Genomic DNA, 15,673 nt, shown 5'->3' with positions numbered 1-15,673 from the left:
CTCTACTGGTTAGCTTCGATAGGCAGATTGGCACGTTGCCAAGCTTCAAACCCACCATCAACACTATACACCTGCTCAAAGCCTTGGTTAACCAGATATTGGGCAGCCCCTTGGCTGCTAATTCCGTGATAACACATCACTAAAATAGGCTGCTCAAACTCGACATCATCCATAAACGTTACCATGGTATCGTTCGTCAAATGGAATGCGGAGGCAGCGTGAGCCACGGTAAAAGATTGCGGGTCGCGAATATCAACTAAACGCGCTTCCCCTTGTTCTAACAACGCCTGAGCACCGGCGACATCGATATGTTTAAACTGGTCCATTTTACTTTCTCTTATCTCTTTTTTTGAATAACTCATTGTAACCTATCCCAAGGTGCACATGTAGAGACCAAGTGTAGGGTTATCCACCACAGACTATTTTTTATTCATTTGTGGATAAAGCTGTGGATTACGTTGATAAGGTGGTTTGATTTCAAATGATCCACTATATGTAGTGTTGATCCTGATTTTTATGTGGGTAAAAGAAAAACTATCCCCATGAAAATACGCCGCTTCAGCCCTTTATTCACCCTGCTTTCTTACAGTTGACAAAGAAATTTATCACAGACTTATACACAGGCTGCTTAAGTAAATTTGATCAGCCATTATGCTCAGATATAAAAAAACCGAGATCATTTGATCTCGGTTTTTAGCAACGTGGCTGTCTAAGTTAAAACTCGTTAGATGTCGCCGACTGCGGATTTCAATTTCTTCATGGCGTTTTTCTCTAGCTGGCGAATACGTTCAGCCGACACACCGTAAGTTTCCGCCAAATCCTGTAACGTGGATTTTTGATCATCCAACCAGCGAGAACGCACAATGTGCTGGCTGCGATCATCCAAACTGGCTAACGCTAGGTTAAGGCGATTATTGGTGTGAGCTTCCCAGTTTTCAGCTTCAAGGTTTTCCGCCACATCAGAGGCTTTATCTTGTAAATACAGCATCGGGGCTGAATACGAGCTACTTGAATCTTCGTCATCACTATTGGACATATCAAATGCTGCATCTTGCGCCGCGAGTCGAGATTCCATTTCACGCACTTCTGAAGGCTCAACCCCCAGTTCGCGAGCAACCGTTTCGATCTCACCGTTGTTAAACCAACCTAAACGCTTTTTAGACTTACGCAAATTGAAGAACAGCTTGCGCTGCGCTTTTGTGGTCGCAATTTTGACAATGCGCCAGTTACGAAGCACGTACTCATGGATTTCTGCTTTGATCCAATGCACAGCAAACGACACCAAACGCACCCCGACTTCAGGGTTGAAGCGTTTGACGGCTTTCATTAGACCAATGTTGCCTTCTTGAATTAAATCGGCCATCGGCAGACCATAACCAGAATAACCTCGAGCGACATGCACAACAAAGCGTAGGTGCGATAGAATCAAACCTTTCGCTGCCTCGATTTCGCCATCGTAGTAGAGTCTCTCCGCCAGTTCACGCTCTTCATCCGCCGACAGCATAGAATAGCTGTTGACTGAACGAATATAACCATCAAGGCTATCTTTGGTGACTACGGCCATTGGATACGCTTGGTTAGTCATTCAATTCCTCATCAAATCTGATATGGAGTACTTTTTAACTGATCCATCTTGAACCTAAAATGAACAAGTTTCAAGCAAGGGCGGCTATTATCCATAACTCGTCCCTCAATACAACCTATCAAAGTATACGGTTGTGGTAGTGATTTTCAATAGTATGACCTTGAGCCATTAAACAGGTTCAATTTCTTTTAAATGGCGTTTCGCTGAAACCTTCGCCGCCAAGCAACCAATAAAGGTCCCCAGCATCAGTAACAACAAAGTTTCATCCCAGCCAAGACCAATCAAACGGAATTGACTGTCGTACAACTCTGCTAACGTCGCCACGCTGTGATTGAGTAATACGGTAATAATGGCCGTTAGTATCCAAGCCGCCAATGCACCTAATAACCCAAACCACATTCCTGAATACAGATAGGGGCGCAAAATATAGGTATCCGTCGCTCCAATCAGCTTCATGGTCTGAATCGCTTCTTTATCAGCCAGCACGTTAAAACGCAACGTATTGCCGACGATCAAGAATACCGAACACAGCATCAAGAACGATAAGATAGAGACAATCGCGCTGACCAGCGTGCGAATCGCATCCAGACGAGTTAACCAATCTTCATCCATCCGCACATCGGTAATACTTTCATCTTTACGCAGTTGACTGGCGATCGAGGTCATCACGGCTTGGTCATCTACTCGTGGTGTCACCACCAGTACCGGAGGTAAGGCGTAGTTATCAAGTAGTGAAATCGCTTGATCAAATCCAGAATATTCGCTCAGTTCCGCGAGTCCTTGCTGCGACGAAATATACTCGACGGTTTTGACGTCATCACTGGCTTCAAGCTGATCTTTCAGCACCATAATCTTCGCTTCGGGCGTCCGCTCTTGGATATACGCGCTAATTTGCGAAGGTGTTGCGACATCATTCGATACCGCCGCCACATTTTTGCCCATCAGATACAAACAAGCGGGCAAGGCAAGCGCCATTGAAATTACCGCCAAAGTCAATATGTTGCCCAAAGGTCGTTGCCATAATTCGCCAAATGAGGCTTTAGCTTGCTTATAGTGGATAGCAAAGAAACCATCGGTTTTTTTGACTCGTGTGGTCGCTGTCTGTTTGCCTTTCTTGGCTTTAGTGCGGGTATTAACGGCCATAATCTTGCACCTCGCTCAGAAAGCCTTGGTTCAGTTCCAAGTGACGATATTGAGGGCGAGTGTTAACCAGTTCAATATCATGCGTCGCAAGAATAATGCTGACGCCTGCGCGGTTAAACTCTTCAAATAGTTTCAATACCAAATTCGATAAATCGGGGTCGAGATTACCTGTCGGCTCATCAGCCAATAGCAACGTCGGTCGATTGACTACCGCCCGTGCAATACCCACCCGCTGCTGTTCACCACCAGAAAGCTGGCTTGGATAGCTGCGCGCTTTGTCCAGCAGCCCCGTTTTATCGAGTGCTGCACTTACCCGCCGCTTAATATCATTCTCTGAGATCGACTCAATACGCATAGGCAGTGCGACGTTTTCATACACGGTGCGATCCATCAATAAGCGATGATCTTGAAAAACGATGCCAATATTGCGGCGTAGAAATGGAATGTCTTTGGTTGGGATACGAGTAATATCGTAATCATTGAAACTGATTTTGCCGTCAGTAGGACGTTCAATCGCACAAATAAGCTTAAGTAAGGTACTTTTTCCGGCTCCTGAGTGGCCGCCTAAAAACGCCATTTCTCCACGACGAAGATGAAAATCGACTTTCTGCAGAGCCTGACGTCCACCTCGATAAGCTTTACTGACTTGCTGAAACTTTATCACCCGTCAATCCCTCTTTTATGAGCGTTATTATTGTAGAGGGGCGACTTTGCGCCCCTAATGATTAGTCTTCTCGGCTAAATAGCGCATCGATAAATTCTTGAGTCTCAAATGGACGCAAATCTTCAATTCCCTCACCCACACCGATAAACCGAATCGGGATTTGGAATTGATCCGCGATCGCGAAAATCACCCCACCTTTCGCTGTACCATCCAGCTTGGTTAGTGTAATACCGGTGATCGGAGCAACTTCACTGAATAATTTGGCTTGGCTAATGGCATTTTGCCCTGTGCCGGCATCCAGCGTCAGCATGATTTCGTGAGGCGCAGAGTCATCAATTTTCTTCATTACACGGACAATCTTACGCAGCTCTTCCATCAAGTTGGCTTTATTTTGTAAACGACCAGCCGTGTCCGCTATCACAACATCAACTCCACGCGCTTTCGCCGCTTCTATGGCATCGTAAATTACGGAAGCACTGTCTGCGCCAGTGTGCTGCGCAATGACAGGAACTTGATTGCGTTCCCCCCAAACCTGCAACTGCTCAACCGCCGCCGCGCGGAATGTATCCCCAGCCGCCAACATCACTTTTTTCCCTTGAGATTGGAACTGTTTTGCCAATTTACCGATCGTGGTGGTTTTGCCCACCCCATTAACCCCAACCATCAAAATGACGTAAGGCGTTTTAGTGCTATCGACCTCTAGAGGTTGCTCAACTTGCTTAAGGATGTCTGACATTTCGTCTTTCAGCAGGCCGTAAAGCGCTTCACCATCTTTTAAGGCTTGATGCGACGCTTTTTCCGTCAGGTTATCGATAATTTTGACCGTTGTGTCCATTCCCACATCGGCGATAAGTAGCTGCTCTTCGAGATCTTCAAACAGCTCATCATCGATTTTTTTGCCCTTAAATAACCCGAAGAAACCAGCACCGATGTTTGATTTGGTGCGTGCCAAGCTGCGTTTAAGGCGAGCAAAAAAGCTCTCTGTCGGTTTCTCTTGCTCTTGAACTCGAGGCGTCTCTGGTGCTTGAGGTTCTACCTCTTGCTCGGCTTCATGTTGCTGGGCTGAAACATCATGATCTGCCTCAGTGTCGCCCTCAACGCTGGCTTCTTCCGTAACCGATTTAGCTTCAAGTTCTTGTTCTTCGGGCGTTGTTTGTTCTTCAGCGACTGATTTGGCCTGCTCTTCATCGCCAAAACCTAGCCAGGAAAGTAAACCGCGCTTCTTTTTTTCCGTCATCAGGGAATATCCTAGATCTACTGAATTAATGCTTCTGGCTCTTTATCACAAGGATTATCCCTTTTGTGAAAAGAGGAATGACAAAGTCGTGAAAAGTTTTCTCTAAACTGGGTGATTGACTCACTACGGCATTGCCGTGAAAGATGCATCATCTCACCGTTAAGGGTACACTCTGTCACCAATCCATATCTGAACTGCTCCGGTGACGCTCATGAGCGATCACTGGGTAACGGATTATAGTATCACTTAATTTGCGGTCAAAAAATCTATGGCAAGACGTCCACAGCAAAAAGCCTCACAAAAACGTGCTTCAAGCGGCTTTATTCGCATTATTAGCGGATTATGGCGCGGCAGAAAACTTCCCGTTCACGATGCGCAGGGACTTCGTCCCACCACAGATCGCGTCAAAGAGACACTCTTTAACTGGCTTGCTCAAGATATACCAGGCGCAATCTGTTTGGATGTTTTTGCCGGTTCTGGTGGTTTAGGGTTTGAATCCGCATCACGCCAAGCACAAAAAGTGACGTTGGTTGAACTCAATCCAGCCGCATTTTCCGTATTGAAGAAAAATGCACAAGCACTCAACGCCGACAATATTGACGTGGTCAACAGCGATGCATTGCAATACTTAAAAACCTCACCCACTCCACAAGATGTGGTGTTTATCGATCCTCCATTTCGTCAGGGCTTGCTTGCCGAAACCATGCATTTGCTCGAAACACAGGGGTGGCTGGCCGAAGGGGCTCTGATTTATATTGAAACAGAAAAAGAATTGACTTTAGACGGCGTTCCGCAAAACTGGCGACTGCATCGAGAAAAGTTCGCTGGCCAAGTCAGCTATCGTTTATTTGAAAGGACCCCAGTATGAAAGCGTTATTAATTGCAGCCAAAGCCGCAATCGGTTTTGTGTGGTTGGTTCTGCTGCTGAATATTGTAATGCCATTTCCAGGCAAAGCGGCGGTCGCCTTGTATATCATGACCGCGTTCCTATTTATTATGCACGGCCTACAAATGCTGATTTTTGTTGGAGCCTTTGGCGATAAGATCACCATGAGCCGCTGGGAAAAATGGTCAATTTTAGTGTTTGGTATTTTTGCTTTACTTGATATTCGCCGTAAGCATATGACCTAACAACGAAAAAGCCGCGAATGCGGCTTTTTTATGGTGACGGTTTCGAGGCAACGCCTTCATCTTGGGGCAACTCAACACGAGACAGTTCCGCCCGAGTTTTCGGCAAGCACTGTGGATAATGCTCCTGTACAAAACGAATCATCTCTTCACGAACGTAACAGCGTAAATCCCAGGCCACCGGCGAGTTTTTTGCGGTCATCAGTAAACGAATCGTCATAATATGATCGGTACAATCACTGACTTGAAATGCCTTAGCTTGCCCATCCCACATCTCTGTATTGTCCAACACTTTGTCAAAATGCTCACGTAAAGGCTCAAGTGGCATGGTGTAGTCTGTATAGATAAATACGGAACCAAGAATTTGTGCGGTATTTCGCGTCCAGTTCTGAAAAGAGTTCTCTGTGAAATAAGTGATGGGCAGAATTAAACGGCGCATATCCCAAATTCGAACCACCACATAAGTGAGGTTAATTTCTTCAATCCAGCCCCACTCACCTTCGACGACGACGGCATCATCGATTTTGATTGGCTGAGTAAAAGCAATTTGGATTCCCGCAAACAAATTGGATAAGGTTTTCTGCAACGCGAAACCAACGATAATACCTGCAACACCCGCACCGGTTAGAATGGTCGTGCCATACTGACGAACACTATCAAAGCTCAATAAAATAATACCCGTCGCTATAAAGGCGATAACAACGATGGCAATTTTTTTGACGTAAATAATCTGCGTGCGTGCTTTACGAGCTTTGAGGTTATCCGCCATCGAGATGTCATAACGCTTAAACAACACATCTTCAACCACTCTCACCAAACGAATCAAAATCATCGCCAGCGAAATCACAATCAGCATTTGAAGAACCTGCCGCAATAAGTCAATGCGTTCCGCGCTCAGAGGCAACCAACCGGCCCAAACATGAATGATGATACAAGGAATAAACAGTAGAATACTGCCTTTTAAATGCCGCTGAAGGGACTCAAACAGAAAGCGATCACCCCGTCGTGCATTGAATTTAAGCACACTAAACATCACTGCTCGGCATAGAATGCCGATCAGGAAGGCAATCGCCACCAGTGAAATGGTGGCAATCAGGGGATAAGTCGTAAAATAGTATTCGGGATGAAGTTGCATATTTTCATCCTAACCAGCGATCAAAAAACGATCAACCTTGCATATAGCTTTTTAATCCATCGAGGAACATTTGCGTCGAGATCATCACCAATAACAAGCCCATCAAACGCTCTATCGCTTTCAGGCCTCGCTCACCCAAAATGCGGTGGAAGAATCCATAAAACATCAAAATAATGAAGGTACCAACCCAAGCTAAAATAACGGCAATCGACAACTCAACCATTTGTGTTGGATATTGGTTTGATAACAGTAACAACGCAGCAATCACCGAAGGCCCGGCGATCATCGGAATGGCCAACGGGACGATAAAAGGTTCTTCACCAGCGGCTAGCCCAGTAATACTTCCTGCACTAGGGAAGATCATCCGAATCGCAATAATAAACAGAATGACACCACCCGATATACTTAAGGTCTCAGGTTGCACATGTAAGAAGTTAAGGATGATCCGTCCCGCATATAGGAATAACAACAAAATAGCCAAAGCACACAGCAGTTCACGCACGAGAACTTTACGTCGACGCTTAGGATCCAGATGTTTCAGAATGGATAATACAATGGGCAGGTTGCCTAGAGGATCCATAATCAAAAACAACATCGTCGCAGCAGAAAAGATTTCCATAACTAAAATACGCCTCCATCGGCAAACAAATATTCGCGTTTTATATCGATATCCTCAATCGACGACTTCCACCATTTTGGTTATTTCTAGCGAGGTTCAAGAAGCCCGCCCTGACTCCTTGGGCAAACGAGCTACACAAGACCACAGAATGAGAACTGATTCAACTATTGGCTGATAAGCTGCTTCAAATTTAATAAAATCACAAGGTTAAGAATAGAACAAAGCCGACCAAATACATTTGGTCGGCTTTGTTATTTTCGGCTTTTAACGCGAAACAGATAGATTAGTGGCTGCACACTCGTGTTTCGTTCATCGTCCATTTATCATCGACTTGAACGATTTTCTGATTGCGCTTAAAAAAACGCCATTAAGCTATCGAAGTCAAACCCGTCTAGTTTGCATGTACGAAAGCGTACGTCAGCGCCAAATTGTTGTTCTACCACCGTTTGTAATTCACTTTCACTCATCGGCGTTGCTTTCAATAGGTTCAGCACTTTATGTGCGTGGATTTCTTGAGACATAGAGCCCTCTGTCACTGACATTGTGTAATGAGAAGCCCAAGCATACGCAACAAGTAGAAAAAAACTTTGATTTTAGATAATCAAGGAGGCGGTAATCAGTGAGTGTGCCAATAAATAACTGCCTGATATCCAGTACTGGCCAGCTTTAAATGTACGTCGGTGATCGTGTACCGCAAGTAAGCCAGCGGAAATGGCCAACACCATCGTCCCGAGCATACCCATCGCCGTCGCTATCGTCGGCGTGATTAACCACACTTGCCCGGCCGCCCAATTCAGCTGTAAGAGCATCATTCCCATGATGGCAACCGGAAAAATCAAACGATCTATTTTAGGTAGGAAAAGGAAAAACACCACAATACCACCAGCAAAGAGCATTGAGGGAACCCACCAGACAATGTCCCCAGAGAGCTGTAACCAAAAAGATTTACTGTAACTCAACTGAGCCAAGAGAAAAGCCACAAAACTCAGCTTTAAATGACGCTTCAAAATATACAGGGAATCAGCGATCACCGAGATCAACAGCCCAACAGCAATCCACAATGCTGGCGCATCCAGCTCATGACGAAATGCCACCATGGTCAATAGCAGAACAAAGCTAAATGCTTGGAATATGGCCGCCTGAATTTTTTGATTACGTTGATTCGCTGAAATGCTGATAAAACCCGATAGCGCGACGGACAACCAACTCCACATGCAAACACCTCTTGTTATTTCCGCCGCCAGTGTAGGCTGCCGCAATGATAAGTCCAGAGAGCAAAGTAAAAACTTCGATCTTGATTAGGCTTATTTAACCCTTAAATTCCCTTATCAAGCAAGGGGTATTCCTAACCCATTAAATATTTATATTTAAAATCCCCACTCTAAAAGAGCTACAAACTCTCATATATGGCACATCAGAGAGCGGTATTGATAAAAGTCTTAAGTTAACGAACACAAAAAACGAAAGCAAACGATTGCAAAGTGATAGTTAAAATCAAAAACAAATATTAATATTGTTATTTAACAAATAGTTAATTAGATAAAATCAATAAAACCATATCATGCTTATCCTCTTTTAATTTCCCTCTCAATGAGGGTAGATGACCAAATCAAAAAGACTTAGTTGCTAGGATCTGGCTCTGCGTATGATAAACATTTTCTATCGTTACCAATAATTTTTAAGATTAAAGCAACAAAATAAGCTTCAAGACCGAAAATACATAAAACAGACAAAAACAATTATGTACACTTTAAAATACAATAATAAACAAATTAAAAACAATAAGTTACATCAAAATATAAACCTTAAAACTAGAAAAGAACAATATATAGACACTTCAATTATCCACCTTTAATTGCTATAAAAATGTCAAAAAACCCAGAGTAAAGTTAGACTTTTGAAGGCTAGAAAATAAAACTTGATCAAAACCACATAAAACTGATATTCTAAAAATAATGAAGTGGAACATCACCAAATAAAGGAGCAGTGTCATGATTACATCTTCACAAAAACAAGGACTTGTAATGATTGCGGTAGTGGTTGGCCTTATGGCACTGCCATTGATGTACTAGCAAGAATACAATTAACAAAAAGGGACGCATTTGCGTCCCTTTTTGTTAATTGCTGATTTAAGCACCACTTTGTCGTAAAATCGCTGCATTTAGCACCAATATAGGCAATGGGTGATTTTTTGAAAAACGACAATTAGAAATGTTCAGACAACATATCCCAATGCATGTAATAGAAAGCCAACGCTGCCAAGGTAATCATCGTCATTAATGATAGAGCGACTCTCCAAATAAAACGGCTACTGCGTGGGGTTAGCTCTTTTTCACACTCATCACAAGCCGAAAGAAAGCCGGCACGATCATCAAGCTTATAATCGTCTTCATGGACGATTTTATTTCTGATCGTCGCGACGTAACGTAACTTGGCAACAATCTTATGCGGCAAGCGCTCTTCACAGCTGGTGACCAGTTGATGAAGTCCCTTGCCTTCTGCATGATATTGAACTCGCAATAACTGCTCGAGTTTTCGCGTCCTCAATACCACTTTTTCAATATCAGACATACTCTCCCTCCATCACTGTTTGAGTTTAGGGGGTAATCGTGGATTTCTCTATATCTATCCTGAATTAATTGCCGCAAGCAAGTCAATTTATACAAAATAATCAACCACTAAGATAAGGGTCACAAATTAAGCGCCCCCAGGTGATATGACTCGAAGTTTGAAGCAATTCATCCACTCGTATGTTTAAAACGCCAAACGATTAACACACTATTTGCGTCAGATCTGATTACAATAAACCGTTAATAAGGAGGGGCCTATGCCGTTACTCATGTTTATCGCAATATCACTATTGATGGTAGTGGCAGGGCTTGGTTGCTATCGCTTGTACTTGCAACATAGCCAAGGTCATCATGCCGTTGAGAAAACCATTGAAGTGACCGTACTCGATAAGCAGATGCTGGAAAACCAGCAGCATGACTCGTTTATAAGTAACGCCAATAGCTACTGGATTTGGGTGCAGAAGGGGCGCTTTGGCCCCAAGCGCGAGTTCGAGGTCACTTTTGATTATTTTCAAGTGTTAAACCCTGGAGATAAAGGGCAGCTCACTTACCACGGCGACCAATTCATCCACTTTGCTCTGCAACGTTAGGGCAATAACCAACGCGTTTTTGATGAACGTCCGAGTACCCAACTGACCAACAAGGCTCCTGCACCGCTCAGAACCACCCATAAAGGAATAACCCATACTGGGTGACCTTGATACCAGCCGTAGGCTTTCATTGGCCACAAAAAGATGGGGTGTAAAAGATAAATCCCTAAGCTGTACTTACTGATAAAGCTGATAACCCGCTGCGTGCGAGCAGAGAAAATATTGCCCACGTATTTACAACACATAAAAATCATACTGGCGGCGAGTACAACGTTAATGGTTTTATAAGATAACCAACGCCCAACCGTATAATGATCAGCTTCAATACTGTTCATAACGACCATAAAGACCGTCCACACTAAGGCAGCACTACCCAATAAAATAAATAGCGTGATAATCCAGCCTCGCAACGGAACCTTTTTATACAGCAAATAGCCAAGAGGAAGATACCCAGTATACAGCCACAACTGGTGGCTCCAAGGGCCATCAATTCGCAATAAATAGCATACCGTCGTCACCAGCCAAATAAGGGTAAAGGCAACAATCGCGCTCGTATCTAAGCGCTGAACCATTAACTGCAAAAAAGGAATCACAAAATAGAGCGGAATAAAGTAGTAAAAAAAGCCAAGGTGATAATACGTCGCGTGCTCCGGGCTGTGCTCTAGTACCTGCTTAGAAACCTCAGCATCATAGCCATCAGCGCTCCAGCCAGAAAGATAAGCATAAAACAGAGACCAAATGAGAAAAGGAATTAAGACTTTACCTAAACGGCGTCGCACATAATAACTGGCGTTGAACGGCCGTTCATCACTCAGCATCAAAGCACCAGTAATCAAAATAAATACCGGTACTGCCCAGCGTGAAATACTGTTAACACTCACCGCAGTCAACCAGTGGTCAAATGGAATTTCACCGAGCTCTGTTCGATAAGGTGCTAATACATGAATAGCGATCACCGCGATCGCCGCGACGCAGCGCATCAAGTCAAAAAACAGTACCCGTTCTCTCATATCACCTTACTCTGAATCAAAATTCGCTTGACTATAGCATGCGCAAAAATCGCCTCTGTTAATTTTTAACAAGTTGTTTTACAAGCTAACGTTAGCTTAGCGCTTCAAGAAGATCTTAAGTCCAAAACCGCCAAAGATAGCTGATAGTGATATCAACTTCTCTGTATTGAGACAGCGTACTGAATGCAATTCGTTCTAGAATAGGTCTCCCTTCTCTGTGAGATGGGTTCGCCTTAATGTCCAGCAAGTCTATCGTTAAGCGAAAGTTTTTCCCTTTTCACTTTCGCCCGGCTACACAGACTTTTGCTGATCAATTTGTTGCTTCGTTTTCCTTACTTTTAGGAGCAACAAAAAAGGCTGGCTGCAAAACGCAGTCAGCCTATCTTTTTAGAACTCGGCGATTAGTCTGTAAACTGATGGCTCCACATTTGAGCGTCCATCAACGCATTCAAGACTCGCTGTGGGTCAACCCCCAGTACCGCACATAAACGTTCTACTTCTTCCCAATCACCCTGTTCAAATGACGCTTCAATGGTCAACAACTGACCTAAAGGCCCCTCACGTTCTAAGAGTGCCCGTTTGATTTCATCACTAAGCGGTAACTGCTCCACCAGCTGTGGAAGCGACAGATCAAGCAGCGCATCCAAAATAGAAAATAAACCAATCAAAAAGGCTTGATCACGGTACTGCTCAAAAGGAGCCTGACGCGACATCAGCAGGCAAAACTGCGCTCTTTGCAGCGCCAAATGGTAAAGCGCACGCGGCTTTTTTGCCGAAATGAACGAGGCAACCGCGAGCGAGACAAATGTTTTAAGTTTATCTTGCCCTAGGTAGACTAAGGCTTGGCGAAAAGAAGAGATCGGCACTTCCAATCGATCAGACATTGCATTGACGAATTTCAGCAGCTGATAGGAAACCGCAACATCTTTCGCGACAATATTTTCAACTTTTTCGAAGTCCACCATCGGTTTGCACACTTCTTGAAACAGCTCCATCACAATCAAATGCTCTGGGCTAAAGTACCGTTGCTTGAGTAATTGCGGCTGGCTAAAGAAAAAGCCCTGAAAAAAATGAAAGCCCGCAGAGCGAGCAAGCAAAAACTCCTGCTCGGTTTCTACTTTCTCAGCCAGATACTTTCGTTTACATCCATGCTCTAAACGCCGACGGACAAAATCACATGCGGCTTCAATGCCTAGCTCTTGTAAGTCAATCTTAATGATCTGCACAAAAGGCAGAAAACGCTCCCATTGCGGGCCATAAACAAAATCATCAAGTGCCACCATATAACCTTGGTGGTACAACTCTTGTAACGCATCGTAAAGCTCATCTGTTGGTGGACAGTTTTCTAATACTTCCACCACCAATTCTTGGCGTGGCAAGCTCAGAGGCAAGCGATTGATCAAACTTTGATATGGAAAGTTGATAAAACAGCGCGAACCCCTTATCGCCGCATTGATACCAAGAGAGAGAAAGTTTTCTGCCACCAAACGGTATGTTGCACGGTTTGAGTCGATATGATTTGGAAAGGCGTTATTTTCGCCATTGCGAAATAAAATCTCATACCCTAGCGTTTGACGACGAGCATTGAAAATCGGTTGCCGCGCCACATAGGTATCATGCATAACCTGATGCCAGCCTCATTGTTCATTCTCTTGATGATCTTGTTGGCGTCGTTCGTGTGCCCTGCACAGCCAAACAACCGACTCTTTCAGTTCGAGATGAATGACGCCTAAATTTGGGCGAATACCTATTAACTAGGCGACCATTTTCCTATGGCATTTAGGCTCATTGACTCACTATGCTACAAGGCACAAAAAATAAACCAAAGAACCAGTTAAACCGTAACTTGCGACCGGGTTAAATTTATAAAGTTCCCGTAATGTGCCACGATGAGTCATAAATTAACTCACCGTCACGTCACCGATATTCACTTCACTAAATCACGGCTTTTTTCTCGACTCTGAGATTCAAAGCCCACATAATCTAATTTGTCATAGGTTTATCCAATTCAAAATGAAGTATGTCTGATATCGAATCGACACCTAAGCACCGTTACACGCAAGAACAACAATTTGCCCAAGCTAGCTCGAGCCATATTGCTCAATTATGGCAACAGCGAGTCGAAGGGACGATTACCTCATTCGATAGAACTAGTTTATATTGGGTAAAATTGACGCACCCACAACACACCAAAGCCATTGTGGTGATTAATGGTCGAATTGAAAGTACGTGGAAGTATCAAGAGCTGTTTTACGATCTCTATCAACAAGGCTATGATATCTTCTCATATGACCACCGTGGTCAAGGGTTGTCTGGTCGTCTCACTGACGACCCACAAATTGGTCACATCGATGAATTCAATGATTATCTCTTGGATATGGATAAGATGGTCGATACCTTTGATTTATCGGGGTATCAAACACGCCATTTATTAGCTCACTCGATGGGTGGGACCATCGCGACTCGCTATATTCAAACACATCCTCAGCATCAATTTGATGCCATGGCCTTGAGTGCTCCGATGTTTGGCATTCACTTACCATGGTATTTAAAACCCATTGCCTCGCTGATCAGTCAACTTCTGACCGCCTGCAACCCTAAACCTGTCTATGCTCCGGGTCATCAAGCTTATTATCCTAAGCCGTTTGACAGTAATCCACTGAACCAATGTTTACCTCGTTATGAATGGTTTCGTCAGCTCTATGAGGATAAACCGGAACTGCAAGTCGGTGGCCCGAGTACTCGCTGGGTATGGCAATCGATGATGGCGGCCAAACAATCCATTCAGTTGACTCGGCAAATTAAAATACCTTTACTACTGATGCAGGCCGGCGATGACACCATTGTTGCTAACGCATCACATATTAAATTCATCAAAAAATTGGCACGTACCAATACTCGCTGTGGATTTAAGATCATCCATGGTGCAAGGCATGAACTGCTGTTTGAACAAGACCAATATCGTAACCAAGTGCTCGATACCTTACTGAGTTTTTTCGCTCAATACCCGCGACACCAAGCGTAAAATAGGAAATGTCTTGGTTTGGTTTTTACCCTCTTTTTCCGCTTTCAATTGCAGTAAACTAGTTACCTCGCTGGTTTTCGACTTTCGAGCCCAAGGGCTCACTTAAAGAGGATAATATGACAGAAGTACGCAAAGAGAGCCCTTTCCGCATTGTGGCATCGGATTTAGACGGTACCTTACTGGCACCCAACCACCAATTGAGTGACTTTACCAAACAGACACTTAAAGAGCTGCATAACCAAGGCTATACCTTTATCTTTGCGACAGGCCGTCATCATGTCGATGTTTCCGGGATTCGTGAAATCGTTGGCATTCCTGCGTACATGATCACCTCCAACGGTGCCCGTGTTCATGATCAGCACGACACCTTGATGTATAGCCAAAATGTACCGAGCGAACTGGTGCAATCCGTGATCGATGTGGTTCGTGAAGATGAAGAAATTTACATTCATATGTACCGCAATGAAAACTGGCTGATCAGTCACGAAAACCAAGAGCTGCGTGAATTCCATAACGCATCAGGATTTAGCTACCAACTCTTTGACCCAAGCCAAGCGCCATCAGATGGCATTGCCAAAGTGTTCTTTACTCACCCAGGCAAAGATCATGAGCGGTTAGCTCGCCTGGAAACAGTGCTAAATGCTCGCTTTCAAGGTCAGCTCAATGTGGCATTTTCCACACCTTGGTGCCTTGAAGTCATGGCCGCCAACGTCTCAAAGGGCGAAGCACTCAATGCCGTTGCTCAGTCACTCGGTTATTCTCTGTCTGACTGTATTGCTTTTGGTGACGGTATGAATGATAAAGAGATGCTGGACATGGCGGGTAAAGGGCTCATCATGGGAACCGCTCACGACAAAGTGTTTAAAGCACTGCCTAATAACGAAGTCATTGGCAGCAACGCGGATGATGCCGTCGCCCATTATTTGCGAACGCATCTACTGTAACGGTGTTTCTCACTGAGTTACTT

17 protein-coding genes are annotated in these 15,673 nt (G+C 44.2%); 5 read left to right on the top strand and 12 right to left on the bottom strand.

The window, feature by feature from the left end; genetic code table 11:
* Positions 1 to 2: 2 nt before the first annotated feature.
* From glpE to ftsY, 5 genes are all read right to left on the bottom strand, one after another.
* Complete coding sequence (glpE, locus tag ACFFUV_RS21170) at positions 3 to 326, bottom strand: thiosulfate sulfurtransferase GlpE (RefSeq protein ID WP_390197266.1); 324 nt, start codon at positions 324 to 326, stop codon at positions 3 to 5.
* Between the two features lie 398 nt (positions 327 to 724).
* Positions 725 to 1,585 carry an RNA polymerase sigma factor RpoH gene (gene rpoH, locus ACFFUV_RS21165; RefSeq protein WP_390197175.1) on the bottom strand — a complete coding sequence of 287 codons (861 nt, stop codon included), beginning with the start codon at positions 1,583 to 1,585 and terminating at the stop codon, positions 725 to 727.
* A 168-nt stretch (positions 1,586 to 1,753) separates the two neighbouring features.
* The gene (ftsX, locus tag ACFFUV_RS21160) at positions 1,754 to 2,728 is read right to left on the bottom strand and encodes a permease-like cell division protein FtsX (protein ID WP_390197171.1); all 975 of its coding nucleotides are present in this window, start codon (positions 2,726 to 2,728) and stop codon (positions 1,754 to 1,756) included.
* Positions 2,718 to 3,392, bottom strand: coding sequence for a cell division ATP-binding protein FtsE (gene ftsE, locus ACFFUV_RS21155; RefSeq protein ID WP_390197168.1), 675 nt, complete (start codon positions 3,390 to 3,392; stop codon positions 2,718 to 2,720). Before ftsE ends, ftsX begins: the two co-directional genes overlap by 11 nt.
* A 61-nt stretch (positions 3,393 to 3,453) precedes the next feature.
* Positions 3,454 to 4,629, bottom strand: coding sequence for a signal recognition particle-docking protein FtsY (gene ftsY / locus ACFFUV_RS21150; RefSeq protein WP_390197166.1), 1,176 nt, complete (start codon positions 4,627 to 4,629; stop codon positions 3,454 to 3,456).
* A gap of 268 nt (positions 4,630 to 4,897) precedes the next feature.
* Between ftsY and rsmD the strand changes: the two genes are divergently transcribed.
* Both rsmD and ACFFUV_RS21140 read left to right on the top strand, forming a co-directional pair.
* Complete coding sequence (rsmD, locus tag ACFFUV_RS21145; RefSeq protein WP_390197164.1) at positions 4,898 to 5,497, top strand: 16S rRNA (guanine(966)-N(2))-methyltransferase RsmD; 600 nt, start codon at positions 4,898 to 4,900, stop codon at positions 5,495 to 5,497.
* A complete protein-coding gene (locus tag ACFFUV_RS21140) occupies positions 5,494 to 5,760 on the top strand; it encodes a DUF1145 domain-containing protein (RefSeq protein ID WP_390197161.1) in 267 nt (88 codons plus the stop codon). Before rsmD ends, ACFFUV_RS21140 begins: the two co-directional genes overlap by 4 nt.
* Positions 5,761 to 5,788: 28 nt before the next feature.
* On the opposite strand, the gene ACFFUV_RS21135 is transcribed toward ACFFUV_RS21140, so the two are convergent.
* From ACFFUV_RS21135 to ACFFUV_RS21115, 5 genes are all read right to left on the bottom strand, one after another.
* A complete protein-coding gene (locus ACFFUV_RS21135; RefSeq protein ID WP_390197159.1) occupies positions 5,789 to 6,892 on the bottom strand; it encodes a mechanosensitive ion channel family protein in 1,104 nt (367 codons plus the stop codon).
* Between the two features lie 31 nt (positions 6,893 to 6,923).
* On the bottom strand, positions 6,924 to 7,511 hold the full coding sequence (locus ACFFUV_RS21130) for a YhgN family NAAT transporter (RefSeq protein WP_390197156.1): 588 nt from the start codon (positions 7,509 to 7,511) through the stop codon (positions 6,924 to 6,926).
* A gap of 353 nt (positions 7,512 to 7,864) precedes the next feature.
* Complete coding sequence (locus ACFFUV_RS21125; protein WP_390197153.1) at positions 7,865 to 8,032, bottom strand: DUF2492 family protein; 168 nt, start codon at positions 8,030 to 8,032, stop codon at positions 7,865 to 7,867.
* A 72-nt stretch (positions 8,033 to 8,104) separates the two neighbouring features.
* Positions 8,105 to 8,725, bottom strand: coding sequence for a lysoplasmalogenase (locus ACFFUV_RS21120; protein ID WP_390197148.1), 621 nt, complete (start codon positions 8,723 to 8,725; stop codon positions 8,105 to 8,107).
* A gap of 991 nt (positions 8,726 to 9,716) precedes the next feature.
* Positions 9,717 to 10,082: a DUF4145 domain-containing protein gene (locus ACFFUV_RS21115; protein ID WP_390197144.1), complete on the bottom strand. Its 366-nt coding sequence runs from the start codon at positions 10,080 to 10,082 to the stop codon at positions 9,717 to 9,719.
* Positions 10,083 to 10,338: 256 nt separating this feature from the next.
* On the opposite strand from ACFFUV_RS21115, the gene ACFFUV_RS21110 reads away from it, so the two are divergent.
* Entirely contained in the window at positions 10,339 to 10,671 is a 333-nt protein-coding gene (locus tag ACFFUV_RS21110; protein WP_390197141.1) for a DUF2500 domain-containing protein, read from the top strand.
* Here the strand turns inward: ACFFUV_RS21110 and ACFFUV_RS21105 are convergent.
* Together ACFFUV_RS21105 and ACFFUV_RS21100 are read right to left on the bottom strand one after the other, a co-directional pair.
* The gene (locus ACFFUV_RS21105; RefSeq protein ID WP_390197138.1) at positions 10,668 to 11,681 is read right to left on the bottom strand and encodes an acyltransferase; all 1,014 of its coding nucleotides are present in this window, start codon (positions 11,679 to 11,681) and stop codon (positions 10,668 to 10,670) included. The genes ACFFUV_RS21110 and ACFFUV_RS21105 overlap by 4 nt on opposite strands.
* Positions 11,682 to 12,082: 401 nt before the next feature.
* On the bottom strand, positions 12,083 to 13,303 hold the full coding sequence (locus ACFFUV_RS21100; protein WP_390197135.1) for a cyclic di-GMP phosphodiesterase CdgJ: 1,221 nt from the start codon (positions 13,301 to 13,303) through the stop codon (positions 12,083 to 12,085).
* 398 nt (positions 13,304 to 13,701) lie between these two features.
* Here ACFFUV_RS21100 and ACFFUV_RS21095 point away from each other — a divergent pair, with 398 nt between their 5' ends.
* Together ACFFUV_RS21095 and ACFFUV_RS21090 are read left to right on the top strand one after the other, a co-directional pair.
* The gene (locus tag ACFFUV_RS21095) at positions 13,702 to 14,706 is read left to right on the top strand and encodes an alpha/beta fold hydrolase (protein WP_390197131.1); all 1,005 of its coding nucleotides are present in this window, start codon (positions 13,702 to 13,704) and stop codon (positions 14,704 to 14,706) included.
* A 116-nt stretch (positions 14,707 to 14,822) separates the two neighbouring features.
* Positions 14,823 to 15,650: a Cof-type HAD-IIB family hydrolase gene (locus tag ACFFUV_RS21090; protein WP_390197128.1), complete on the top strand. Its 828-nt coding sequence runs from the start codon at positions 14,823 to 14,825 to the stop codon at positions 15,648 to 15,650.
* Positions 15,651 to 15,673: the final 23 nt, after the last annotated feature.

It is taken from the genome of Vibrio olivae (assembly GCF_042428525.1).
GTDB lineage: Bacteria > Pseudomonadota > Gammaproteobacteria > Enterobacterales > Vibrionaceae > Vibrio > Vibrio olivae.
The sequence above is the reverse complement of the archived record's forward strand: the minus strand, read 5'-3'. Positions and strand labels throughout refer to the sequence as shown.

Bases quoted from the DNA above. Each gene is read 5' to 3' on its own strand.
- ACFFUV_RS21125 (WP_390197153.1), bottom strand. From the start codon at position 8,032: ATGTCTCAAGAAATCCACGCACATAAAGTGCTGAACCTATTGAAAGCA.
- ACFFUV_RS21115 (WP_390197144.1), bottom strand. From the start codon at position 10,082: ATGTCTGATATTGAAAAAGTGGTATTGAGGACGCGAAAACTCGAGCAG.
- glpE (WP_390197266.1), bottom strand. From the start codon at position 326: ATGGACCAGTTTAAACATATCGATGTCGCCGGTGCTCAGGCGTTGTTA.
- ACFFUV_RS21105 (WP_390197138.1), bottom strand. From the start codon at position 11,681: ATGAGAGAACGGGTACTGTTTTTTGACTTGATGCGCTGCGTCGCGGCG.
- ACFFUV_RS21090 (WP_390197128.1), top strand. From the start codon at position 14,823: ATGACAGAAGTACGCAAAGAGAGCCCTTTCCGCATTGTGGCATCGGAT.
- ftsY (WP_390197166.1), bottom strand. From the start codon at position 4,629: ATGACGGAAAAAAAGAAGCGCGGTTTACTTTCCTGGCTAGGTTTTGGC.
- ACFFUV_RS21100 (WP_390197135.1), bottom strand. From the start codon at position 13,303: ATGCATGATACCTATGTGGCGCGGCAACCGATTTTCAATGCTCGTCGT.
- rpoH (WP_390197175.1), bottom strand. From the start codon at position 1,585: ATGACTAACCAAGCGTATCCAATGGCCGTAGTCACCAAAGATAGCCTT.
- ACFFUV_RS21120 (WP_390197148.1), bottom strand. From the start codon at position 8,725: ATGTGGAGTTGGTTGTCCGTCGCGCTATCGGGTTTTATCAGCATTTCA.
- ACFFUV_RS21140 (WP_390197161.1), top strand. From the start codon at position 5,494: ATGAAAGCGTTATTAATTGCAGCCAAAGCCGCAATCGGTTTTGTGTGG.
- ACFFUV_RS21135 (WP_390197159.1), bottom strand. From the start codon at position 6,892: ATGCAACTTCATCCCGAATACTATTTTACGACTTATCCCCTGATTGCC.
- ACFFUV_RS21095 (WP_390197131.1), top strand. From the start codon at position 13,702: ATGTCTGATATCGAATCGACACCTAAGCACCGTTACACGCAAGAACAA.
- rsmD (WP_390197164.1), top strand. From the start codon at position 4,898: ATGGCAAGACGTCCACAGCAAAAAGCCTCACAAAAACGTGCTTCAAGC.
- ACFFUV_RS21110 (WP_390197141.1), top strand. From the start codon at position 10,339: ATGCCGTTACTCATGTTTATCGCAATATCACTATTGATGGTAGTGGCA.
- ACFFUV_RS21130 (WP_390197156.1), bottom strand. From the start codon at position 7,511: ATGGAAATCTTTTCTGCTGCGACGATGTTGTTTTTGATTATGGATCCT.
- ftsX (WP_390197171.1), bottom strand. From the start codon at position 2,728: ATGGCCGTTAATACCCGCACTAAAGCCAAGAAAGGCAAACAGACAGCG.